The organism is Skermanella rosea (genome assembly GCF_016806835.2).
In the GTDB taxonomy this organism is placed as follows: Bacteria; Pseudomonadota; Alphaproteobacteria; order Azospirillales; family Azospirillaceae; genus Skermanella; species Skermanella rosea.
On the sequence record NZ_CP086111.1, the window covers coordinates 1,162,771 to 1,183,968 of the forward strand.

Consider the following 21,198-nt stretch of genomic DNA (forward strand, 5'->3'; position numbering starts at 1 on the left):
TGGCCTCCATGGACGGCGACGCGGGTCAAGATATCGAACGTCGCCGAATGAGTGGAGGGGCGGCGTCCCGCCGCCCATGGTGCGCGGGACGCGCACCCTCCGACCTGTCTTGCATTCACCGCGAAATCGACTTAATGTTCATGAATTGTTCCCATCCGACCAAGGCGCCCCAGCCATGCTCGACCAACAGTCCCCCACACAAGCCGCCTCCGCTCCGCCCGTGATCGTCCTGACCCCGCGCCAGGAAGCCTTCTGCCAAGCCATGGCCTGCAACGTCGGCGGGGCGGAGGCGGCGCGGCGGGCCGGGTACTCGCCCAAGGGGGCCAAGCAGCGTGCCGCGGTGCTGATGGGCCAGCCGGAAATCCGCGTCCGCATCGACCAGCTCCGCACCGACCGGCGGGACGTCCACAAGTCCGCCCTGGACCGCGCCGCCGAACTGGTCGAGACCATCGCGGGGGAGGCGCTGGAGCGCAAGAGCCTCGGGCTGGCGATGCGCGCGGTGGAGCTTGGCCTGAAGCTCCGCGGCGTGATCCAGGACAAGCGCATCCCGCACCATTACCTGGGCGGCGACAGGCCGCACCCCGACGCCGACCTGGAGAACCTGGACTGTCCCCCGGAGGATGCCGATTACCCCGAGGCCGCGCAGCCACCCGCGCCGGAGGCGGCGAAGCCCGCCGGCAAGCCCGCCGTCCCGCCGGCCGCCAAGCGGAATAGTGACCTTTCGGCCCGAAAAACAGTGACCTCCCCCAAGGCGGCGGCCCTGTTCGGCTCCACCTCCCTGTCGGCGCCGGTGCCGCCCCTCCGGGTGCCGGCCGTCGCCTGAATCCCCGCCCCGCAGCGAAGATCACGTTCGTTTCGACCGACCACGCGCCCGACCGCGACGCCGCGACGCGTCCCCTCTACACCCCCCAGGGCACCGTCGTGCGGCGTTCCTCGATCAGGCCGCGATAGCGGGCCAGCGCCCACAGCGGGAAGATCGCGGCATAGCCATGATAGCGCAGGTAGAAGACCCGCGGGAAACCGACCGCCGTGAAGTCCTCCTCGTCCCACAGCCCCTCGGCGTTGCGGGCGTCGAGCAGGTAGCGGACGCCCCGCGCCACGGCGGCGCCGCGCACCTCGCCCGCCGCCATCAGGCCGAGCAGCGCCCAGGCCGTCTGCGACGCCGTGCTCGGGCACCGGTCCTCGGCGATCCGGTCGGGCCAGTAGGAAACCCCGCCTTCGCCCCAGCCGCCGTCCGGGTTCTGGCGGGATGCCAGCCACTCCGCCGCCCGCCGCACCATCGGGTCGTCCGCCCGGATGCCGGCCGCGTTCAACCCGCACAGCGCCGACCAGGTGCCGTAGATATAGTTGGTGCCCCAGCGGCCGAACCAGGAGCCGTTCGGTTCCTGCTCCCGCCGGATGAAGTCGATCCCGGTCGCGACGGCCGGGTGGTCCCGGTCGAGCCCGAGCTGGGCCAGCATCCCGATGCAGCGCGCCGTCACGTCCACCGTCGGCGGGTCGAGCAGGGCGCCGTGGTCGGCGAAGGGGATGTAGTTCAGGTAATGGCTGTTGTTGTCGGCGTCGAACGCGCCCCAGCCGCCGTTGGTGCTCTGAAGCCCCTCGATCCACTCGCGCCCGCGGTCGATCGCCGTGGTGAACAGCTCCGCCTCGCAGCGGTCCAGCGCCATCACGACCACGGCGGTATCGTCGGTGTCGGGATAGTGGGGGTTGGCGTACTGGAACGGCCAGCCGCCCGGCCGCACTCCAGGCCGGCGCCAGCTCCAGTCGCCCTGGCAGTCCAGCACCTGGCGGTCGGCCAGCCAATGGGCCGCCCGCAGGGCCATGGCCCGCGCCGCCGGGCTGCCGGCCTCCGCCAGGGCGTGGCAGGCCAGCGAGGTGTCCCAGACCGGGGACAGGCAGGGCTGGCACAGGATCTCGTCGCCCCGGCGCAGCAGCAGCTTGTCCATGGCCCGGCGGGCGGTCGCCGCGTCGGGATGGTCGATGGGATAGCCCAGGCAGTCATACATCAGGATCGCGTTGACCATCGCCGGGAAGATCGCGCCCAGCCCGTCCTCGCCGTTCAGCCGCTCGGTCACGAAGCTCACGGCGCGCTGGATCGCGGTCCGCCGGCCGGTCTTCGGCAGGCGCGGCTCGATCAGCAGCAGGAAGCTGTCCAGCCCGCGGAACAGCCGGGCCAGCGCCGTGTCGTCGGGCGCGGAGTGCCAGTCGGCGACCCGGTCGGCCGGCACGGTGAACAGCTCCGGGACGCCGACGCCGCGCGGGTTGCGCGCCTTCGGCTTGTTCGCCATCACGACCAGCAGCGGCACGACCACGGTCCGCGACCAGTAGGAGATCCGGGAGATGTGGATCGGCGACCAGGCCGGCAGGTTCAGGATCTCGACCGGCATGGCCGGCACCCCGCGCCACGGGATCTGGCCGAACAGCGCCAGCAGGATGCGGGTGAAGACGTTGCAGCGGGCGGCACCGCCGTGGGCCAGGATCGCATCGCGCGCCCGCCTCATGTGCGGCGCGTCGGGCGGATCGCCGGCCGCCTTCAGCGCGAAATAGGCCTTCACCGAACAGCTCACGTCCATGGCACCGCCGTGGAACAGCGGCCATCCGCCGTCCTCGCCCTGCCGGCGCCGGATGAAGGTCGCGAGGCCGGTCTCCACCTCCGGGTCGATCTCGTCCAGGAAATGCTGGAGCAGGATGTGCTCCGCCGGGATGGTCACGTCCGCCTCGAGCGGGAAGACCCAGTGCCCGTCGGGCTGCTGGAGCCGCCCGAAGGCGGCTTCCGCCGCGGCAACCGCCTCGGTCACGTCGATGGCTGGATCAACTGCCCCGTCGGCCGGATATTCTTGGGAACCGAGGCCTTCGGGACCAACGCCCGTCCGCGGGAGAAGCATGCTCGCCCACCTGCTGTTGGTCGGATTGGAGTGATTGCACCAGAGGATATTTGATGTTGCCCTGCAACCACCCTTATGCCGCAGCATGCCCCGGTGTCATCAACGCAAAAGGCGACGGACCCCTCCGGACGGCGATGCAGCATTCAGGCTTGGCGGGCGGACGGATGTATTCCGCGTCGAGCCCGGCAGTAATGACGGGTTGATGATGTTATGGTTAATAATTGATTCACTATGTCGAAAGTAAGACTCCTGTCCAGGAGCGCGACCGCAAGGCGCCAGCGGGACCGCCGGCACAGCCAACCAGGACAGGAGAGGCCAGCCCATGCTCAGCAACGCCGCCGCACAGTCCGTCAGGAACGCGTATCAGCTCGCCGCCCAGTACGGCCATGCGGCACCGGGACAGGAGCACCTGCTGCTGTCCCTGACCGGCGACGTCGATGCCGTCGCCGCCCTGATGGCGTGCGAGGCCGATCCCCGGGCCATCCACCGCGAGATCGACCGGCTGCTGCCGCGTCTTCCCCAGCGGCCCCAGGGCGACGACGCGGTGGAGCGGACGATCCAGCGGGCCGAGCGTTTCAAGCCCGAGGCCCCGTGCGACGGCGCCTGCCTGCTGCTGGCGCTGCTGGTGGACCGGGCCGCCGGCGCCGCCGCCATCCTCCGGCGCCACGGCGTCACGCGCGATCGGATCGTCGACCACATGGTCCAGCGCGACGTGGAGGCCCGTCGCCGCAAGGCCCCGCAGCGGGCGCTGGACGCGTCCGATCCCCCGGCGGCGCCCGCCGCCGACGGCGCGCTCGCCACGTACTGCGTCGATCTCAACGCCAAGGCGGCCGAGGGCCGGATCGACCCCGTGATCGGCCGCGACGCGGCGATCGAGCGGACCGTCCAGATCCTGTGCCGGCGCACCAAGAACAATCCGATCCTGGTCGGCGAGCCGGGCGTCGGCAAGACCGCCATCGCCGAGGGGCTGGCGCTGCGGATCGTCGAGGGGGAGGCCCCCGACGCGCTCAGGGGCACCCGCATCTTCGCGCTGGACCTGGGCGCCCTGGTGGCCGGCACCCGCTACCGCGGCGACTTCGAGGAACGGGTCAAGGCGGTCGTCACCGAGCTGGGCAGGACGCCCGGCGCCGTGCTGTTCATCGACGAGATCCACACCATCATCGGCGCCGGCGGGTCGGGCGGCGCCATGGACGCCGCCAACCTGCTGAAACCGGCCCTCGCCGAGGGGACGCTGCGCTGCGTCGGCGCCACGACCTACCGGGAATACCGCCAGCATATCGAGCGCGACCCGGCGCTCGCCCGCCGGTTCGGCAAGATCGACGTCGCCGAGCCCTCGGTCGAGGATGCGGTCGCGATCCTCGAAGGCGTCGCGGACCGCTACGCCGACCATCACCGGGTGATCTACAGCGGCGACGCGATCCGCGCCGCGGTCGAGCTGTCGGCCCGCTTCATCACCGACCGGCACCTGCCGGACAAGGCGATCGACGTCCTGGACGAAGCCGGCGCCATGGCCCGGCTCGACGCCGGCCGGGCCTGGCCGCGGCGGATCGAGGCGCCCGACATCGAGGCGGTCGTCGCCCGCATCGCCAACATGCCGGTCCGCCGCGCCGGCCGGGACGAGCGCGCGGCGCTGCGCGGCCTGGAAGCCGACCTGAAGGCGGCGGTGTTCGGGCAGGACGCGGCGATCCAGGCGGTGGCATCGGCGGTCAAGGTCGCCCGGTCCGGCCTGCGCGACCCGGAGAAGCCGATGGGCTCCTACCTGTTCGCCGGCCCGACCGGCGTCGGCAAGACCGAGATCGCGCGCCGGCTCGCCGAGACGCTGGGCGTCCCGCTGCTGCGCTTCGACATGTCGGAATACATGGAGCGGCACACCGTCAGCCGCCTGATCGGGGCGCCGCCGGGCTATGTCGGCTTCGACCAGGAGGGCCTGCTGACCTCGGCCGTGTCGAAGGCGCCCCATGCCGTCCTGCTGCTGGACGAGATCGAGAAGGCCCATCCGGACCTGTTCGCGCTGCTGCTCCAGGTCATGGACGCCGGCCGGCTGACCGACAGCTCCGGCCGGACCGTCGATTTCCGCCATGTCGTCCTGATCATGACCACCAACGCCGGCGCCGCCGAGATGGTCCGCCCCGCCATGGGATTCGGCATGCAGGCCGCCTCCGGCCCCGATGCCGACGCCGCGGTGGCGGCGGTCAACCGGCTGTTCTCGCCGGAGTTCCGCAACCGGCTGGATGCCACGGTGCAGTTCCGGCCGCTGGAGCCCACCACCGTCCGGCTGATCGCGCGGTCGCACCTGGACCGGCTCGCGGAACAGCTCGCCGACCGCAACGTCGCGCTCGACGCCAGCCCCGAGGCCCTGGACTGGCTGGCCGCGCGGGGCTTCGACCCGGCCCTGGGCGCCCGCCCGCTGGCGCGCCTGATCGAGCGCGCGGTCAAGCTGCCGCTGGCCGAGCATCTCCTGTCCGGCGATCTCGATGGCGGCGGCCGGGTCAGGCTGGCGGTGGCCGACGGGAAGCTTGACCTGTCGGTGGACCGGACCCATGTCAGGTCGTCGGAATACGAACCGGCATAGGCCCTCCCGGCGCCTCGCCTCACTCACGCCATCATCGGGCGCTCCACTGGGTCAGGCTGGGACATTCCGGGAAAGAACGAAGCCGGGACGGCTCAACCGTTCCGGCCCAGCAGTCCTGGAGTTCTCTGACGCTATGACCAGCAGGAGCGACGCCGTATCGTCGGTATCGGCGAGCGGGACCCTCGCCCAGGTGCTTTCGGCGCTGGCGCTGGAAGTGCCCGATACCGACGTGCTGCTTCGGATCGTCGACCGGGTGCCGGCCGCCGTCGCCATCGTGCGCGGGCCGGAACTCCGCTACACCCTCGTCAACGAGGCCTACGCGGCGATCCCCCCGGCGCCCGTCCCGATGCTGGGGCGGACGATCGCCGAGGTGTTCCCCGATATCCCCGCGGAGCAGCTCGCCGCCATCTCGAAGGTCTGGCGGACCGGCGAGCCGCTCAGCCTCCGGCAGCACCGCTCGATCTACGCCCGCGGCGGGCGCGAGACCTTCTGGGACGTGGAGTTCATCCCGCTTCAGGCGACCGGGAGGACCGTGGACGGCGTCCTGATCATCGCGCAGGAGGTCACCCGCCGGGTCAGGGCGGAGCGCAGCGGCGAGGAGCTCCGCACCAGCGAGGCCCGGCTTACCATAGCGCTGGAAGCCGCCGAAGTGGGGGCCTGGAGCATGCGCGGCGACAGCCGGCAGTTCGTCGCGTCCCGCCATGCGGCGGCGCTCCAGGGCCTGCCGGCGGAGACGCCGTTCGGCCTGGACGAGGGGCTGGCCGTGGTCCATCCGGACGACCGCGCGAGGGTGGCCGACCGGATCGACCGGGCGATCGCCGAAAAGGGCACGCTGGAGGTCGAGTACCGCCTGAACCCCGCCGTCACGGCGCCGGGTGCGGAACCGGGCGTGGATCGGGATGGGGAACGCTGGTTCGTGGCGCGCGGCCGCTGGATGCCCGATGGAACCCTCGGGGGAAGCCCGGAGGGCGGCCAGATGTTCGGCATCGTCCGCGACATCACCGCCCGCAAGAGGGCCGACGGCGAGCGGGAACGGCTGATCGCCCGCATGTCCGCCGACAATGCCCGTTTCGAGGCCCTGGTCGACAGCATGCCCGCCGGCGTCCTGGTGGCGGAGGCGCCCGGCGGGCGGATCATCTACGGCAACCGACGGGTCGAGGAGATCCTGCGGCACGGGGTGCTGCCCTCCCGCGACGTGGCAAGCTACGGCGAATGGGTCGGCTGGCACGCCGACGGCAGGCCGGTCGACCCTCGGGAATGGCCCCTGGCGCGGGCCCTGGAAGGCGAGGTGATCGCCGGCGACGAGCTGCTATACCGGCGCGGCGACGGGACCACCGGCTGGATCCGGGTCAGCGGCGCGCCGATCGTGGACGGCGCGGGCGCCATCATCGGCAGCGTGGTGGCGCTCTACGACATCGACCGGGAGAAGCGGGCGGAGGCGGCCCTGCGCGGCAGCGAGGAGCGCGTGCGCAAGGTCGTGGACAGCAAGGACATGCTCCTGAAGGAGGTCAACCACCGGGTCAAGAACTCGCTCCAGCTCGTCGCCAGCCTGCTCAACCTCCAGGGCCGGCAGATCGACGATCCCCGCAGCCGCCAAGCCTTCCAGGATGCCGTGTCCCGGGTCAACGCGATCGCGCAGGTCCACGAGCAGCTCTACAAGAACGACGACGTGCGGCGGGTCGAGTTCGGCGCTTATCTCCAGACCCTCTGCACCCTCTACGGCGGCGGCGGAAACGTCTCCGTCCGGACCGAGCCGGTCGAGGTCCCGACCGACTCGGCCATTCCGCTCGGGCTGCTGGCGGTGGAACTGCTGACCAACGCCCTCAAGCACGCGGGTCCGGGCATGGCCGGGCGCCCGGTCGAGATCAGCTTCGGCCGCGCCGGCGGCGACGCGCTCCGCCTGACCGTGCGCGATCACGGGCCGGGCATCGCGCCGCACTTCCTCGATCCGCGCAATCGCCGGCGGAGCGACAGCCTGGGCATGCGCCTGATCGAATCCCTGGCGTCCCAGCTCGACGCCGCGCTGTCGGTCGACAATCTGGACCCCGGCGCGCGCTGGACCCTCGTGCTGCCGGCTGCGGCGTGAGGCGGCCTGGCCGGTGACCGCCGATCTCCCGGCCTATGCCGGCCTGTTCGCGGCGGCCCTGCTGGCCGCCACGGTCCTGCCCGCCCAGTCCGAGATCCTGCTGGCGACCCTGCTGGCGCGCGGCGGGCTCGACCCGGTGCTCCTGGTCGCGACCGCCTCGGCCGGCAACGTGCTGGGCTCGATCCTGAATTGGCTGCTCGGCCGGTTCCTGGTCCATCTGCGGCACCGCCGCTGGTTTCCGCTGAAGCCCGCCGTGTACGACAGGGCCGTCGGCTGGTACGGCCGCTACGGCGTCTGGTCCCTGCTGTTCGCCTGGGTGCCCGTCGTGGGCGATCCGCTGACGGTGGTCGCCGGCGCGCTCCGCGTCGATCTCGCGCGCTTCACCGTCCTGGTCGCGATCGGCAAGGTCGGACGCTACGTCTTCATCGCCCTCTCCACCCTGTGGTGGACCGGCGGCACGGGATGAGCGGTCCCCTGCGGCAACACGGCGCGGATGAATTTCGAAACAAATGCATTGTTCGCTGAACCACCGCATGACGCAGGTGTTCTGTCTGGGAGGTGATCATGGGCGGGGGCGAAATGGGACTGCGCAACGGCCTGTGGCTGATAGCGGCAGCGGCAGCCGTACCGGGACTGCTGTTGTCGGCGGTGTTGCCGGCGCTCGTTTCCGCGCCCGGTCCGGTTCCCGCTTCCCCGACCATCCTGCCGGCGCCGGTCCAGGGCGGCCAGGTGGACAATGCCGCCCTTCCGGGAGCGATCGTCCCCGGCACCGCCATCCCGGCGGCACCTCTGCCCGGCGTCGTGTTCGCCTTTCCGCCCCTGACGGTCGCCGGGCTGGCCGGGGCCCTGATCTCCGGCCTGCTGGCGGCGGGGGCGGCGCGCCTCGTCCTCCAGCGCGGCCAGGCCGCTTTGCCGGGAGGGCGGAGCGGCGCGCGGGAGAGCGGGAGGGGAGGCGACGAGGAGCGGTTGCGCGGCATGGCGGAGGCCCTGCCGCAGATCGTCTGGATCACCGGTCCCGACGGCGAGAACGAGTATTTCAATCGCCGCTGGTTCGAGTATTCCGGCGCGTCCCCTGACGATCCCCAGGCCTGGCGCAGCCATGTCCACCCGGACGACCTCGACGGGCTGCTCGAATCCTGGCGGGCCGCCTACGCTTCCGCCAGTCCCTGGCAGGCGGAATACAGGCTGCGCCGCGCCGACGGCGCCCATTTCTGGCATCTCGGGCGCGCAACTCCGGTGCTGGACCATGCCGGCCGCATCGTCCGCTGGTTCGGCACCGCGACCGACATCGACAGCCAGAAGCGCATCCAGGCGGAACTGGCCAGCACCGCGGCCGAACGCGAGCATCTGCTGCGCCAAAAGGACCTGCTGCTGCGCGAGGTGCATCACCGCGTCCGCAACAATCTCCAGCTGATCTCCAGCCTGCTCAGCCTGCAGAACCGGACGATCACGGATCCGGCGACCCTGCAGCAGTTCACCGAGGCCCGCGGGCGGATCGAGGCCGTGGCGCAGGTCCACGAACAGCTCTACCTGACCGACCGGCCCGACCTGATGGATTTCGCGGCCTTCCTTCAGGGGCTGTGCGCCAATCTCTCCAGGCCGGGGATCCCGGTGGCCTGCACCCGCGGCCGGCCGATGGAACTGCCGATCGACGAGGCGACGCCCCTGGCGCTGATCGCCAACGAACTGATCGCCAACGCCGTGGAATACGCCTATCCCGACGAGGGCGGCCTGGTGATCTCGGGCGGCCCGGTCCGCGTCATCCTGGATGGGTGCGCTCCCGGCCCGGTCGAGCTCCGCGTCGAGGACGATGGCGTCGGGCTGCCCCTGGATTTCGAGCAGGGCCAGGGACGCCTGGGCATCCGGCTGGTCAGGCAGCTGACGCGCCAGCTCCGGGGTCAGCTCACGACCGGCCCCGGCGGCGGACGGCGCTCCGGCACCTCGGTGAGCATCCGCTTTCGCAGCGAGCCGGCGCCTCCGATCGATCTGTGGGGCGACCGCGATATCATCCGGTAAAGCCGTGGCGCGGATTAGGCGTTTTGTCATAATTCTTTGGAACAAAGCTTCCCCGCCGTGGTTGCCCCAGGGAAATCTGGAAAAGAACAGCCCGCAGGGGGGCCGAAACCATGGGACAACTCTTCATGGTCGGCGTGGACGGCAGCGACGGCTGCCGGCGCGCCGTCGATTTCGCAGCCGACCAGGCCGCTCGCGCCGGAGCCGACCTGCTTCTCGTCCATGTGATCGAGTGGTCGCGCTACGAGTTCCTGAGCCCGTCCGAGGTCGCCGAACGGCATCGCCAGCGCGAGCGCGAGCTGGAGGATGCCCAGACCCGCTTGCTCGACCCGCTCCGGGATCGCCTGAAGGCGGCGGGGGCGGAACCGCGGACCGTTATCCGGTTCGGGCACGGCGCCGAGGAGCTGTGCTCCGCCGCCGCCGAGAACAAGGCCTGCCAAGTCTTCATCGGCCGCCGGGGCAGGTCCCGCGTCACGACCCTGCTGTTCGGCGGCGTCGCCGGCGCGCTGGTCCAGATGGCGCCGGTACCGGTGACGGTGGTGCCATGACCAGGCCGCCGCTCCCCCGCGCTCTCTTCCCGCCCGTGTTCGCGGCCCTGGTGGCCGCCGCCGGCCCCGCGGCGGCGCAGACCACCGCCGACTTGGCCGGCGCGCCCGAACTGGGCATCGATGCCCGCGTCAACGCGGCGATCGGGCCGGTCGCCGACGTCTTCGCCGGGATCATCTTCTATTCGGTGCCGGTGATGGGCGCCGACCTGCCGCTGATCGTGGTCTGGCTGATCACCGCCGCGCTGTTCTTCACCGTCTATTTCGGCTTCATCAATTTCCGCGGCTTCGGCCATGCGCTCCGGCTGGTCCGGGGCGATTACGAGGACCCGAACGACCGGGGCGAGGTCTCGCACTTCCAGGCGCTGACGGCGGCGCTGTCCGGCACCGTAGGCCTCGGCAACATCGCGGGAGTGGCCATCGCGGTGTCGCTCGGCGGGCCAGGCGCCACCTTCTGGATGATCCTCGCCGGCCTGCTCGGCATGACGTCGAAATTCACGGAATGCACGCTCGGCGTCAAATATCGCCGCGTCAACGCCGACGGGACCGTCTCCGGCGGTCCGATGTATTACCTGAGCCAGGGGCTCGCCGAGCGCGGCATGGGCGGGCTGGGCCGGTTCCTGGCGGTGTTCTTCGCGATCATGTGCGTCGGCGGGTCGCTCGGCGGCGGCAACATGTTCCAGATCAACCAGGCGTTCCAGCAGTTCGTCAACGTGACGGGCGGCGACGCCAGCCCGCTGGCCGGCCGGGGCTGGATCTTCGGCCTGATCGCCGCCGTCCTGGTCGGCATCGTGATCATCGGCGGCATCCGCAGCATCGTGCGGGTGACGGAGAAGGTCGTGCCCTTCATGTGCGGGCTCTACGTGCTGGCCGGCCTGATCATCATCCTGGTCCATTGGGCGGAGATCCCCGCGGCCTTCGGCGCCATCATCACCGGCGCCTTCAGCCCGGAAGGAGTCGCGGGGGGCTTCGTCGGCGTGCTGATCCAGGGCTTCCGAAGGGCCGCCTTCTCCAACGAGGCGGGCATCGGCTCCGCCGCCATCGCCCATTCGGCGGTGCGGACCAAGGAGCCGGTGACCGAGGGCTACGTGGCGCTGCTGGAGCCGTTCGTGGACACCGTGATCGTCTGCACCGTGACGGCGCTGGTGATCGTGATCACCGGGACCTACGGCACGCCCGATGCCGACGGCGTCAGCCTGACTTCCCAGGCGTTCGGCAGCACCATCGGCTGGTTCCCCTACGTGCTCGCGGTGGCCGTCATCCTGTTCGCCTTCTCGACCATGATCAGCTGGTCCTATTACGGGCTGAAGAGCTGGACCTACCTGTTCGGCGAGACGCGGGCGGCGGATGTCAGCTTCAAGCTGCTGTTCTGCGTCTTCGTGGTGATCGGCTCCTCGCTCCAGCTGGGTGCAGTGGTCGATTTCTCCGACGCCATGATCTTCGCCATGTCGCTGCCCAACCTGGTCGGGCTTTACCTGCTGGCCCCGGTGGTGCGGCGGGAGCTGGCGAACTACCGCGCCAAGCTGCGCAGCGGCGAGATCCGCGCCCACGGGCACGCCCCGCCCGCCGGCGCCGCGGTGCGGCGCTGATCCGCCGCGGGCGGGATCAGGACGCGATCGGGACGACCTTGGCCGGCGGCTTCGCCGCCGCCGGCTCGGGCCACCTCAGCAGTTCCAGCTCGCCCGTGTCGTGCTCGACCAGGGCGGTGCAGTTGTCCACCCAGTCGCCGTCGTTGTAATAGAGGATGCCGTCCAGCGCCTTGATCTGGGGGAAGTGGATATGCCCGCAGACGACCCCGTCCACGCCGCGCCGCCGGGCCTCCTCGACGACCGCCGTCTCATAATTGTGGATGAACTTGCCGCGGTGCTTGACCTTGTGCTTCAGGTAGCCCGACAGCGACCAGTAGGGATACCCGAGCTGCGTGCGGCCCCAGTTGAACCACTGGTTGACAAGCTGCGAGACGGCGTTGGCGTGGGTGCCCAGGTGGCCCAGCCAGGGCGCGCGGGCGACCACTCCGTCGAACTGGTCGCCGTGGATCACCAGCAGGCGCCGTCCGTCCGCCGTCTCGTGGATCGCGTCCTCGACCACCAGGATGCTGCCGAACTCGTGGTCGATATAGCCGCGCAGCATGTCGTCGTGGTTGCCGGGCGTCAGGATCACGCGGGTGCCCTTCCGGGCCTTGCGCAGCAGCTTCTGGATCACGTCGTTGTGGCTCTGCGGCCAGTAGCGGGCGCGGCGCATGCGCCAGAAATCGATCACGTCGCCGACCAGGTAAAGGGTATCGCACTCGACCGCCTTCAGGAAGTCGAGCAGGCGGTCGGCCTGGCACCCGCGCGTGCCGAGGTGGATGTCCGAGATCCAGACGGTCCGGTACCGGTGTGTCGATGCGCCGTCCATGCCCTGGCCCCCATCCCTGGCGTCCGCCGATGCTGCGTCGCATCATTGTCTGGCATGGCCGGCGGCGGGGCGCAAGCCGCGATCCGGAGGCGGGGGAGAAGGTCCGCGACTTGCCCCGCGTCTCACGGATTTGTCACCAGCGCCGCGAAAGTCCCTTAACCGGAAGCGGTCACCATCCGGTCCGTCGCAACGACGGGACCGTACATCTTGGACGCCGAAATTTCCTGCCAGGACAGCATGATCGAATGGTTCCGGCTGGACCGGGAGCCGGACAGCGACGTGCTGGCCATCGTCTTCTCCCATGTGTCCGAGCAGCCGGGGCGCTTCTCCTTCTACGGCAGCTTCCGCGACGTCGCGGTCAACAAGCTCTTCGTGAATACGCCCGACAACGGTTGGTACCGGGACGGCGTGCCCGGGCTCGGCACCGACATCGACTCGACGGCCGAAGGCCTGCGGATCGTGATGCAGCAGGTCGGCCCCAGGACCGTCACCTGCATCGGCAATTCCATGGGAGCCTACGCGGCGCTGCTGTTCGGGGAACTGATCAATGCCGACCGGGTCCTGGCGATCGGGCCGGAGACCCTGCTGGACCAGCCCGGCAGCCGAAGCCGGGGCTTCCTGGCCGGACGGCCGCCGCCTTCCCGCTACGCCGACCTGCTGCCGGTCCTGAGCCGGCCCGCGGCCGACCGGCGGACCAGCATCGTGATCGGCGAATCCGACCTGTTCGACCTGGAATACGCCCGCCGCGTCGCCCACCTGCCCGGGATGCGCCTTCGCTCGCTGCGCGGCGTCGGCCACGAGGTGCCGGCGATGCTTCACCGCTTCGGGGCGTGGCGGCCGCTGATCCGGGATTTCGTGCGCGACGGCAGCCTCCCGGCGTTCCTGCCTCTGGAAGGGCGGATCCTGGAGGCCGGCGATGCGGCGGACGCCCTGGTCGAGGGGCGGCGCCTGCGGCTGGCGGGGGACCGCCGGGCGGCGCGCGACCGCCTCGGCCACTGCCTCTCCCTCTATCCCGATGCCGACGCCGCCCATGACGAGATCGGCGTCATGGAGCGCGAGGAGGGCGCCTTCGCGAAGGCGGAAGCCGCCCACCGGCTGGCCCTGAGGCTGGCGCCCGACCGCGGACTGTACAGCCTGCACCTGGCCCAGGCGCTGGAAGCGCAGGGCCGCTTCGGCGAGGCTCTGGCGGCCTACGACCAGGCCGGCGCCCTGGAGCCCGGCAACCGTTTCCTGGCCAGGACCCGTGAGGAGGCACGGCGCCGGCTTGAGGACGCGGCACTCGCGGCCTGGGGAACGCCCGGCCTGTTTCAGTCCGGCCGGTCCTAGAAGGACGATACGCCCGCCACTTCCGCCCCGCCCCGGGTATAGATCTGCATCGCCCGGCAGGTCAGGGCATCGGCGTCCACGATCAGGTGGCCCGGCTGTCCGGCCAGCCTCATCCATGCCGTGTAGCGGACGACCCGGTCGTTCGTGCCGTCCAGCTCCCGGGTGTAGAAGAGCTCCGTGATCTCCTCGGGCCTGACCCCGGCCCCTTCGACGGCGCCTGCGACGCGGGAGTTGCACGGGTGCTGGGCAAGCTGGGCGAGCCGCGCCTCGTAGGCGGGGTTCGTCGCCTCCTGTTGCGGGGCGTCGAGGCCGGCGCAGGCGGACAGCGTTCCGGCCGCGATCAGGAGCATGGCGGTTGCTGGCGACGATGGTTTCATGGATGGTCCCATGGCGTTCGTTGAGTGAGCTGTCGTGGTGCGGCTACCTGGACGACGCCCCCAACAGGCAATCCGACAACGTGTCTCGGCGTCGCCGAATAACAAGCCGTGGCGGTAGCCTGGGCCGAAAGAACCGCATTTACCCCTTATTGACGGCTTCTCCGCCAGGATGGCGCCTCGACTGGCGGAGCCGCCCCGTGCTCCGGCCGTTCTTCATGGGAAGCGGGCCTTGACCTCTCCTGGATGCTGGCTGCATGGCGCGGCGATCTACCAGATCTATCCGCTGAGCTTTCTCGACACCGACGGCGACGGGTACGGCGACCTGGAAGGGGTGATCCGGCGCCTCGATCATATCGCTTCGCTGGGCGTGGACGCCATCTGGCTGTCCCCCTTCCAGCCGTCGCCGCTCGCCGACTTCGGCTACGACATCACCGACCACAAGGGCGTCGATCCGCGCATGGGCACGATCGACACCTTCGATCGGCTGCTGGCGGAAGTCCACCGGCGCGGCCTGAAGCTGATGATCGACCTGGTTTGCGGCCACACCTCCGACCGGCATCCCTGGTTCGAGGAAAGCCGCCGGTCGACGGGAAGCCAGCGGGCGGACTGGTATGTCTGGGCCGATCCGGCGGCCGACGGCACGGCGCCCAACAACTGGCTGTCGGTATTCGGCGGTCCCGCCTGGACCTGGGAGCCCCGGCGCCGGCAATATTTCCTGCATCATTTCCTGGCGAGGCAGCCGACGCTGAACCTCCGGAACGAGGGTGTGATGGCGGCCCTGCTGGACGCCGCCCGTTTCTGGCTGGAGCGCGGGGTCGACGGCTTCCGCCTGGACGCGGTCGATTTCCTGATGCGCGACCCCGCCCTGCGGGCCAACCCGCCGCTCTCCGCCAGGCCGGCGGAGATCCCAGCCAAGCCGTTCGGCATGCAGGCCCATGTCTTCGACGTCGCCCACTCCGATGTCCGGGGCGTGCTGGAGCGGATCCGGGCCGCCGCCGACGGTTTCGGGGACCGCGCGCTGTTGGGCGAACTGTCGAGCCAGCCCGGCGCCGCGCAGCGGCTCGACCGCTACACGAAGCCGGGCGGGCTCGATGCCGCCTATACCCTCGACCTGCCCAAACGGCCCTTCGCCGCCGGGACCTTCCATGCCGCCCTGACGGCGGCCGGACCGGGTGCCGCCACCTGCTGGAGCTTCAGCAACCACGACGTGGAGCGCGCGGCCTCGCGCTGGCGGCCGGCCGGCGCCGATCCCGAACGCTTCGCCGCCCTGCTGGCGCTGCTGTTCTGCTGCCTGCCCGGTACCCTCTGCCTCTACCAGGGAGAGGAGTTGGGGCTGCCCCAGGCCGACCTCGATTACGAGGATCTGCGCGACCCGTTCGGCACCGCCTTCTGGCCCGAGTTCAAGGGTCGCGACGGTTCCCGCACGCCGATGCCCTGGATCGCGGGCGCCGAACATGCCGGGTTCACCCGCGGCGGGAAGCCCTGGCTGCCGGTGACGGAGGTCCACTGCGCCCTGGCGGCCGACCGCCAGGAGATGCGGCCCGATTCCACCCTGAACGTCTGGCGGCGCTGCCTGGCGCTCCGCCGCCTCCACCCCGAGCTCAAGCAAGGCGGGGCAGGGCAGGTGGACGAGGACGGGCCGGTCCTGTCCTTCACGCGCGGCGACCGGCTGGCCGCCGTCTTCAACCTGTCCTGCGGCCGGGCGGAGTATATCCTGCCGCCCGGCCGCTACAGTGCAATCGAGATCCCGCTTCCCGGCCCGGCGGCGCTGCTCGACGGCTCGCCGCAGGACGGGATCAGGGTCGGTTTGCCGCCGCTGGGCGCCTTCCTGGCGCTTCGGGACGACTGATCACTCCGCTGCCATCGGCGTCGGGGCGGGGTTGCGGAAGGCTTCCAGCAGCGCCGCTTCGTTCGCCTTGGCGTCGGACAGGTGACGGTCCTTGACCGGACCGAAGCCGCGGATGCGGTCGGGAATGCCGGCGATCTCGACCGCGAGGCCGTGGTTCTCGTAGGTGAGGCCCGACAGCAGCTCGGCGATGGTCTTCTCGTAGTCGGCGATCAGCTGCCGCTCCAGCTTCCGCTCGGCGGTCCGGCCGAACGGGTCGAAGCGGGTGCCGCGCAGGCCCTTCATCCGGGCCAGCGCCTGGAACGCCTTCAGCATCCACGGGCCATAGGCCTTCTTCCGGGGCTCGCCGGTGGCGGGGTCGGCCTCCGACAGCATGGGCGGGGCGAGGTGGAACTCCAGCTTGTAGTCGCCCTCGAACTGCTCCCGGAGCTGCTTCAGGAAGGTGCCGTCGGTGTAGAGCCGGGCGACCTCGTACTCGTCCTTGTAGGCCAGCAGCTTGAAGTAGTTGCGGGCGACCGCCTCGGTCAGCCCGGTCCTGCCCCTGGCGCGCTCGGCCTCGACCTGGCGCACCCAGTTCACCTGCCTCTCGTAGCGCGCGGCATAGGCGGCGTCCTGGTAGTCGGTCAGGTAGGCCACCCGGCGCCGGATCACCTCGTCCAGCGTCTCCGACAGCTGGCGGTGCGACGGCTTGTCCGCCTCGGCTTCCCGCTGTGCCGCCGCGGCGGGGGCTGCGGCCGACTTGACCGCCGCCGCGTCCAGGGCGGCCCGGCGTCCCCAGCGGAAGGCCTGCATGTTCATGTCGACCGCGACGCCGTTCAGCTCGATCGCCTGCTCGATCGCTTCCGCCGAGACCGGGACGAAGCCCTTCTGGTAGGCAGCCCCCAGCATGAACAGGTTGGTCGCGATGGAATCGCCCATCAGCGCGGTGGCGAGGCCGGTGGCGTCCAGCGCGGTCAGCTTGTCCGTCCCGCCGCAGGCCTTGGCGATCTCGCCCAGCAGGTCCCGGGTCGGGATCCGGAAATCGGCGTTGCGGGTGAAATCGGCGGTGATCGTCTCGTGCTCGTTGATCACGGCATGGGTGAAGTCCGGGGCCATCTTCGACAGGCAGTCGCCGCTGGCCGCCACGACCAGGTCGCAGCCGATCACCAGCTTCGCCCCGCCGGCCGCGATGCGGACCGCGTGCAGGTCTTCCGGCCGCGCCGCGATGCGGATATGGCTGGTCACGGCGCCGCCCTTCTGCGCCAAGCCCGCCTGGTCCAGAACCGAGCAGCCCTTGCCCTCGATATGGGCAGCCATGCCGAGGATAGCGCCGATGGTCACCACGCCGGTGCCGCCGATGCCGGTCACCAGGATGCCGTAGGGATGGTCCAGGCCGGGCCGCGCGGGTTCGGCAAGCGTCATCTCCGCCACGGCGTCCCCTGCAGCCGCCGGCTTGCCCGCGGTCGCCGGCTTGGGCTTGCGGAGCTGCCCGCCGTGGACGGTCACGAAGCTCGGGCAGAAGCCCTTCACGCAGGAGAAGTCCTTGTTGCAGGTGGACTGGTCGATCTGGCGCTTGCGGCCGAACTCGGTCTCGACCGGCACCACCGACAGGCAGTTGGATTTCTTCGAGCAGTCGCCGCAGGCTTCGCAGACCTGCTCGTTGATCATCACCCGTTTGGGCGGATCGACCATGATCTTGCGCTTCCGGCGCCGGCGCTTCTCCGCGGCGCAGGTCTGGTCGTAGATCAGGATGCTGGTGCCCTTTACCTCGCGCAGTTCGCGCTGCACGCGGTCCAGGTCGTCGCGGTGCTCGACCTTGACGCCGGGGGCCAGCCCGACCGGCCCGGCATATTTCTCCGGCTCGTCGGTCACCACCACGATGCGGCGGGCGCCCTCGGCGGCGAGTTGCTTGCTGATCTGCGGCACAGTCAGCACGCCGTCATGGGCCTGCCCGCCGGTCATGGCGACGGCGTCGTTGAACAGGATCTTGTAGGTGATGTTCACCTTGGCCGCGATGGCGGCCCGAACCGCCAGCAGGCCGGAGTGGAAATAGGTCCCGTCGCCCAGGTTCGCGAAGATGTGCTGCTCGTCGGTGAACGGCGCCTGGCCGATCCAGGGCACGCCTTCGCCGCCCATCTGGGTGAAGGTCTCGGTCCGCCGGTCCATCCAGGTCGCCATATAGTGGCAGCCGATGCCGGCCACCGCGCGGCTGCCCTCGGGTACCACGGTGGAGCTGTTGTGCGGGCAGCCGGAGCAGAAATACGGCTTGCGCTCGACCAGGGCCTTCCGCGCCTTGGCGTTCTCCTGCCGGTCCAGGAACTCGACCCGCCGTCGGATGCCCTCGTGGTCGAAGAACTTCAGCAGGCGGCGGCCGATCACCACGGCGATGCGGGCCGGCGACAGCTCGTTGTAGGAGGGCAGCATCTCGCGCGCCTCCTCGTCGAACTTGCCGACGACGCGCGGGCGCACGTCCGGATGCCAGTTGTAGAGCTGTTCCTTCAGCTGGTTCTCGATCAGCGCCCGCTTTTCCTCGACCACCACGATCTCTTCCAGGCCCTGGGCGAACTGGCGGATGCCCTCGCGCTCCAGCGGCCACGCCATGGCGACCTTGTAGACGGTCAGCCCGATGTCGGCGGCCATCTCCTCGGAGATGTTGAGGTCGTCGAGCGCCTGCCGGACGTCCAGGTAGCTCTTGCCGGTGGTGACCACGCCCAGGCGCGGGCGGGGGGAGGATATCACGGTCCTGTCCAGCCGGTTTGCCCGCGCGAAGGCCAGCGCCGCGTAGAGCTTGTACTTCATCAGCCGCTCTTCCTGTTCGAGCGGCGGATCGGGCCAGCGGATGTTGAGCCCGCCGACCGGCATGTCGAACTCCGGCAGGACGTAGTTGACTCGCAGCGGATCGATCGAGACCGAAGCCGAGCTGTCCACCGTCTCCGCGATGGTCTTGAAGGCGATCCAGCAGCCGGAGAAGCGCGACATCGCCCAGCCCATCAGGCCGAGGTCGAGGAATTCCTGCACGCCCGCGGGGTTCAGCACCGGGATCATCGAGCCGACGAAGGCGTGCTCCGACTGGTGCGGGAACGTCGAGGACTTGCAGGAATGGTCGTCGCCGGCCAGCACCAGCACGCCGCCGTTCCGCGAAGTTCCCGCCGCGTTGCCGTGCTTGAACACGTCGCCCGAGCGGTCCACGCCCGGTCCCTTGCCGTACCACATGGAGAAGACGCCGTCGTAGCGGGCGCCAGGGAACATGCCGACCTGCTGGCTGCCCCAAACGGCGGTGGCGCCCAGTTCCTCGTTCACGCCGGGCTGGAATTGGATATGGTTGGAGGCCAGGAACTTGCGCGCCTTCCACAGCGCCTGGTCGAACCCGCCGAGCGGCGACCCCCGGTAGCCGGAGATGAAGCAGCCTGTGTTCAGCCCCGCCGCGACGTCGCGCTGGCGCTGCATCATGGGCAGCCGGACCAGCGCCTGGGTGCCGGTCAGGAACACCCGCCCGCTTTCGAGCGTGTATTTGTCGTCCAGTTTGACTGCCGGGAGCGTCATGTTCCGTTCCTCCTTGGAGAGCGATCCTAAGAACCGTCTTTTGTTTTTCTTCTTGTGAAAAAGGTAACTCTTGCTGTCCTTTTCTGCAATCGATCCGGGATGAGCCCCGCGAAAACGCAACGAACATCCGCGACATCCTGTCGCGCGGACAAAAAATTATATGGGATCGCCGGAGGCGGAGCGATCCGGTCTTCTTTGAAAAATTAGCTCCTTCAGCGTGCTGAAAGTCCGCGGGTCGGAACACTGGGCGACGTTGAATCTCAGGAAGCCGCCGGCTGCTCCCGACAGGCTGAAGACGTTGCCCGGGGCCAGGACGATGTTCTCGGCGAGGGCCTGGCGGGCCAAGCCGGCGGCGTCCACGCCCTCGGGAAGCCTGCCCCACAGGAACATGCCGGCCCGGGGTTCGATCCAGGGGACGATGTCGATCGACCTCAGGCCGGCGCCCGTCCGGGCCATGGCGTGGGACAGGCGTCCTCGCAGCCCGTCCATGTGCCGTCGATAGGTCCCGTCCTTGAGGACCGCGAGGACCAACTCGGCCGACAGTCGCCCGCCGCCGAACGAGGTCGCGATCTTCAAGTCCACCAGTCCCTCGATCCAGTCGCGCCGCGCCGCGACGAAGCCGCATCGTACCGATGCCGATAACGTCTTGGAGAAGCTGCCGATATGGACGACCCGGTCCAGACCGTCGAACGCCGCCAGGCGGGGTGCCGGCTCGTGCTCGAAATCCGCGAAGATGTCGTCCTCGACGATCGTCAGGCCGTATTGCTCCGCGAGCTTCAGGACCCGGTGCGCCGTTACCGGCGACAGGGAGGCGCCGGTCGGGTTGTGCAGCGCCGAGTTCGTGATGTAGATGCGCGGACGGTGTTCCGCGAGCGCCCGGCCGAACAGCTCGATGTCCGGGCCGGCCGGCGTATAGGGCACGCCCACGACCCTGGCCCGGTGGGCCCGCAGCAGGGCATGGAAGTTGAAGTAGCAGGGGTCGTCGACCAGCACCGCGTCGCCCGGCTCGATCAGGAACCGGCACAGCAGGTCGATCGCCTGGGTCCCTGAGTCGGTCAGCATGATCTGGTCCGGCGAGGCTCCGATGCCGTGGTCCGCCATGCGCCGGGCCAGGAGCCGGCGCAGTTCCGGAAGCCCGAGCGGCGTGCCGTAGTCGGCAAGCACGGCAGGATCGGCGCGCGCCAGCATGCGCAGCGCCCGGCGGAGGCCCTCCTCCGGCATCCAGGACGGCGGGAGCCAGCCGCAGCCGGGCTTCAGGACATCCCCGCCGGCGTCCAGCGCCTGCCGCGAGACCCAGAGCGGATCGACGGCGCGGTCCAGCCTGGGGCCGAGTTCCGCCAGAGATAGGGGTGCCGCGTGTCCGGCGACATAGAACCCGGACCCGCGCCGGGACTGGATGAGACCCTCGGCCGCCAGCCGGTCGTAGGCGTCCACGACGGTGGATTTGGAGACCCGCATCGTCTGGGCGAAGCCCCGGATGGACGGCAGCTTCGCTCCCGGTCCCAGGCCCCGCGCGTCGATCCGCCGGCGGATCGCCTCCATGACGCGCTCGACGAGCGTCCCGCCGCTCCTGTCCAGGCCGACACCGTCATCCATGCGTACCGTCCTCCGGACCAATACGGTTTGTCC

General features: G+C 70.2%; 14 protein-coding genes. 9 read left to right on the plus strand and 5 right to left on the minus strand.

From position 1 onward, the window contains the following. The first annotated feature begins 175 nt into the window (after nucleotides 1-175). Nucleotides 176-823 carry a terminase small subunit gene (locus JL101_RS05450; protein ID WP_203102894.1) on the plus strand — a complete coding sequence of 216 codons (648 nt, stop codon included), beginning with the start codon at nucleotides 176-178 and terminating at the stop codon, nucleotides 821-823. A gap of 76 nt (nucleotides 824-899) precedes the next feature. Here JL101_RS05450 and shc read toward each other — a convergent pair whose 3' ends face one another. Further along, nucleotides 900-2,798 carry a squalene--hopene cyclase gene (gene shc, locus JL101_RS05455; protein ID WP_267133548.1) on the minus strand — a complete coding sequence of 633 codons (1,899 nt, stop codon included), beginning with the start codon at nucleotides 2,796-2,798 and terminating at the stop codon, nucleotides 900-902. A gap of 409 nt (nucleotides 2,799-3,207) precedes the next feature. Here shc and JL101_RS05460 point away from each other — a divergent pair, with 409 nt between their 5' ends. From JL101_RS05460 to JL101_RS05485, 6 genes are all read left to right on the plus strand, one after another. Continuing rightward, a complete protein-coding gene (locus tag JL101_RS05460) occupies nucleotides 3,208-5,457 on the plus strand; it encodes an AAA family ATPase (RefSeq protein WP_228435295.1) in 2,250 nt (749 codons plus the stop codon). 133 nt (nucleotides 5,458-5,590) lie between these two features. Then, entirely contained in the window at nucleotides 5,591-7,543 is a 1,953-nt protein-coding gene (locus JL101_RS05465) for a histidine kinase dimerization/phosphoacceptor domain -containing protein (protein ID WP_203102896.1), read from the plus strand. Between the two features lie 13 nt (nucleotides 7,544-7,556). Next, complete coding sequence (locus JL101_RS05470) at nucleotides 7,557-8,009, plus strand: YqaA family protein (protein ID WP_203102897.1); 453 nt, start codon at nucleotides 7,557-7,559, stop codon at nucleotides 8,007-8,009. A gap of 98 nt (nucleotides 8,010-8,107) precedes the next feature. Continuing rightward, nucleotides 8,108-9,559, plus strand: coding sequence for a sensor histidine kinase (locus tag JL101_RS05475; RefSeq protein WP_203102899.1), 1,452 nt, complete (start codon nucleotides 8,108-8,110; stop codon nucleotides 9,557-9,559). A 110-nt stretch (nucleotides 9,560-9,669) separates the two neighbouring features. Continuing rightward, nucleotides 9,670-10,104: a universal stress protein gene (locus JL101_RS05480; RefSeq protein WP_203102901.1), complete on the plus strand. Its 435-nt coding sequence runs from the start codon at nucleotides 9,670-9,672 to the stop codon at nucleotides 10,102-10,104. Further along, nucleotides 10,101-11,690 (plus strand): alanine/glycine:cation symporter family protein, encoded by a 1,590-nt coding sequence (locus JL101_RS05485; protein WP_203102903.1) that lies wholly within the window; start codon nucleotides 10,101-10,103, stop codon nucleotides 11,688-11,690. The genes JL101_RS05480 and JL101_RS05485 overlap by 4 nt, the downstream gene beginning before the upstream one ends. 16 nt (nucleotides 11,691-11,706) lie before the next feature. Here the strand turns inward: JL101_RS05485 and JL101_RS05490 are convergent, their stop codons facing one another. Further along, complete coding sequence (locus JL101_RS05490; protein ID WP_203102905.1) at nucleotides 11,707-12,498, minus strand: UDP-2,3-diacylglucosamine diphosphatase; 792 nt, start codon at nucleotides 12,496-12,498, stop codon at nucleotides 11,707-11,709. 207 nt (nucleotides 12,499-12,705) lie between these two features. Here JL101_RS05490 and JL101_RS05495 point away from each other — a divergent pair, with 207 nt between their 5' ends. Beyond that, nucleotides 12,706-13,824, plus strand: coding sequence for an alpha/beta fold hydrolase (locus JL101_RS05495; protein ID WP_203102906.1), 1,119 nt, complete (start codon nucleotides 12,706-12,708; stop codon nucleotides 13,822-13,824). On the opposite strand, the gene JL101_RS05500 is transcribed toward JL101_RS05495, so the two are convergent. Further along, complete coding sequence (locus JL101_RS05500) at nucleotides 13,821-14,201, minus strand: hypothetical protein (protein ID WP_203102907.1); 381 nt, start codon at nucleotides 14,199-14,201, stop codon at nucleotides 13,821-13,823. The genes JL101_RS05495 and JL101_RS05500 overlap by 4 nt on opposite strands. A gap of 229 nt (nucleotides 14,202-14,430) precedes the next feature. Between JL101_RS05500 and JL101_RS05505 the strand changes: the two genes are divergently transcribed. Beyond that, complete coding sequence (locus tag JL101_RS05505; RefSeq protein WP_228435296.1) at nucleotides 14,431-16,050, plus strand: alpha-amylase family glycosyl hydrolase; 1,620 nt, start codon at nucleotides 14,431-14,433, stop codon at nucleotides 16,048-16,050. Here the strand turns inward: JL101_RS05505 and JL101_RS05510 are convergent, their stop codons facing one another. Both JL101_RS05510 and JL101_RS05515 read right to left on the minus strand, forming a co-directional pair. Then, nucleotides 16,051-19,569 (minus strand): indolepyruvate ferredoxin oxidoreductase family protein, encoded by a 3,519-nt coding sequence (locus JL101_RS05510; RefSeq protein ID WP_203102909.1) that lies wholly within the window; start codon nucleotides 19,567-19,569, stop codon nucleotides 16,051-16,053. A 156-nt stretch (nucleotides 19,570-19,725) separates the two neighbouring features. Then, complete coding sequence (locus JL101_RS05515) at nucleotides 19,726-21,165, minus strand: aminotransferase-like domain-containing protein (protein ID WP_203102910.1); 1,440 nt, start codon at nucleotides 21,163-21,165, stop codon at nucleotides 19,726-19,728. Nucleotides 21,166-21,198 lie beyond the last annotated feature (33 nt).

Excerpts from the sequence above, each read along its gene's own strand:
- JL101_RS05450 (WP_203102894.1), top strand. The coding sequence starts at position 176 with ATGCTCGACCAACAGTCCCCCACACAAGCCGCCTCCGCTCCGCCCGTG.
- JL101_RS05460 (WP_228435295.1), top strand. The coding sequence starts at position 3,208 with ATGCTCAGCAACGCCGCCGCACAGTCCGTCAGGAACGCGTATCAGCTC.
- JL101_RS05465 (WP_203102896.1), top strand. The coding sequence starts at position 5,591 with ATGACCAGCAGGAGCGACGCCGTATCGTCGGTATCGGCGAGCGGGACC.
- JL101_RS05475 (WP_203102899.1), top strand. The coding sequence starts at position 8,108 with ATGGGCGGGGGCGAAATGGGACTGCGCAACGGCCTGTGGCTGATAGCG.
- JL101_RS05480 (WP_203102901.1), top strand. The coding sequence starts at position 9,670 with ATGGGACAACTCTTCATGGTCGGCGTGGACGGCAGCGACGGCTGCCGG.
- JL101_RS05485 (WP_203102903.1), top strand. The coding sequence starts at position 10,101 with ATGACCAGGCCGCCGCTCCCCCGCGCTCTCTTCCCGCCCGTGTTCGCG.
- JL101_RS05490 (WP_203102905.1), bottom strand. The coding sequence starts at position 12,498 with ATGGACGGCGCATCGACACACCGGTACCGGACCGTCTGGATCTCGGAC.
- JL101_RS05500 (WP_203102907.1), bottom strand. The coding sequence starts at position 14,201 with ATGAAACCATCGTCGCCAGCAACCGCCATGCTCCTGATCGCGGCCGGA.
- JL101_RS05510 (WP_203102909.1), bottom strand. The coding sequence starts at position 19,569 with ATGACGCTCCCGGCAGTCAAACTGGACGACAAATACACGCTCGAAAGC.
- JL101_RS05515 (WP_203102910.1), bottom strand. The coding sequence starts at position 21,165 with ATGGATGACGGTGTCGGCCTGGACAGGAGCGGCGGGACGCTCGTCGAG.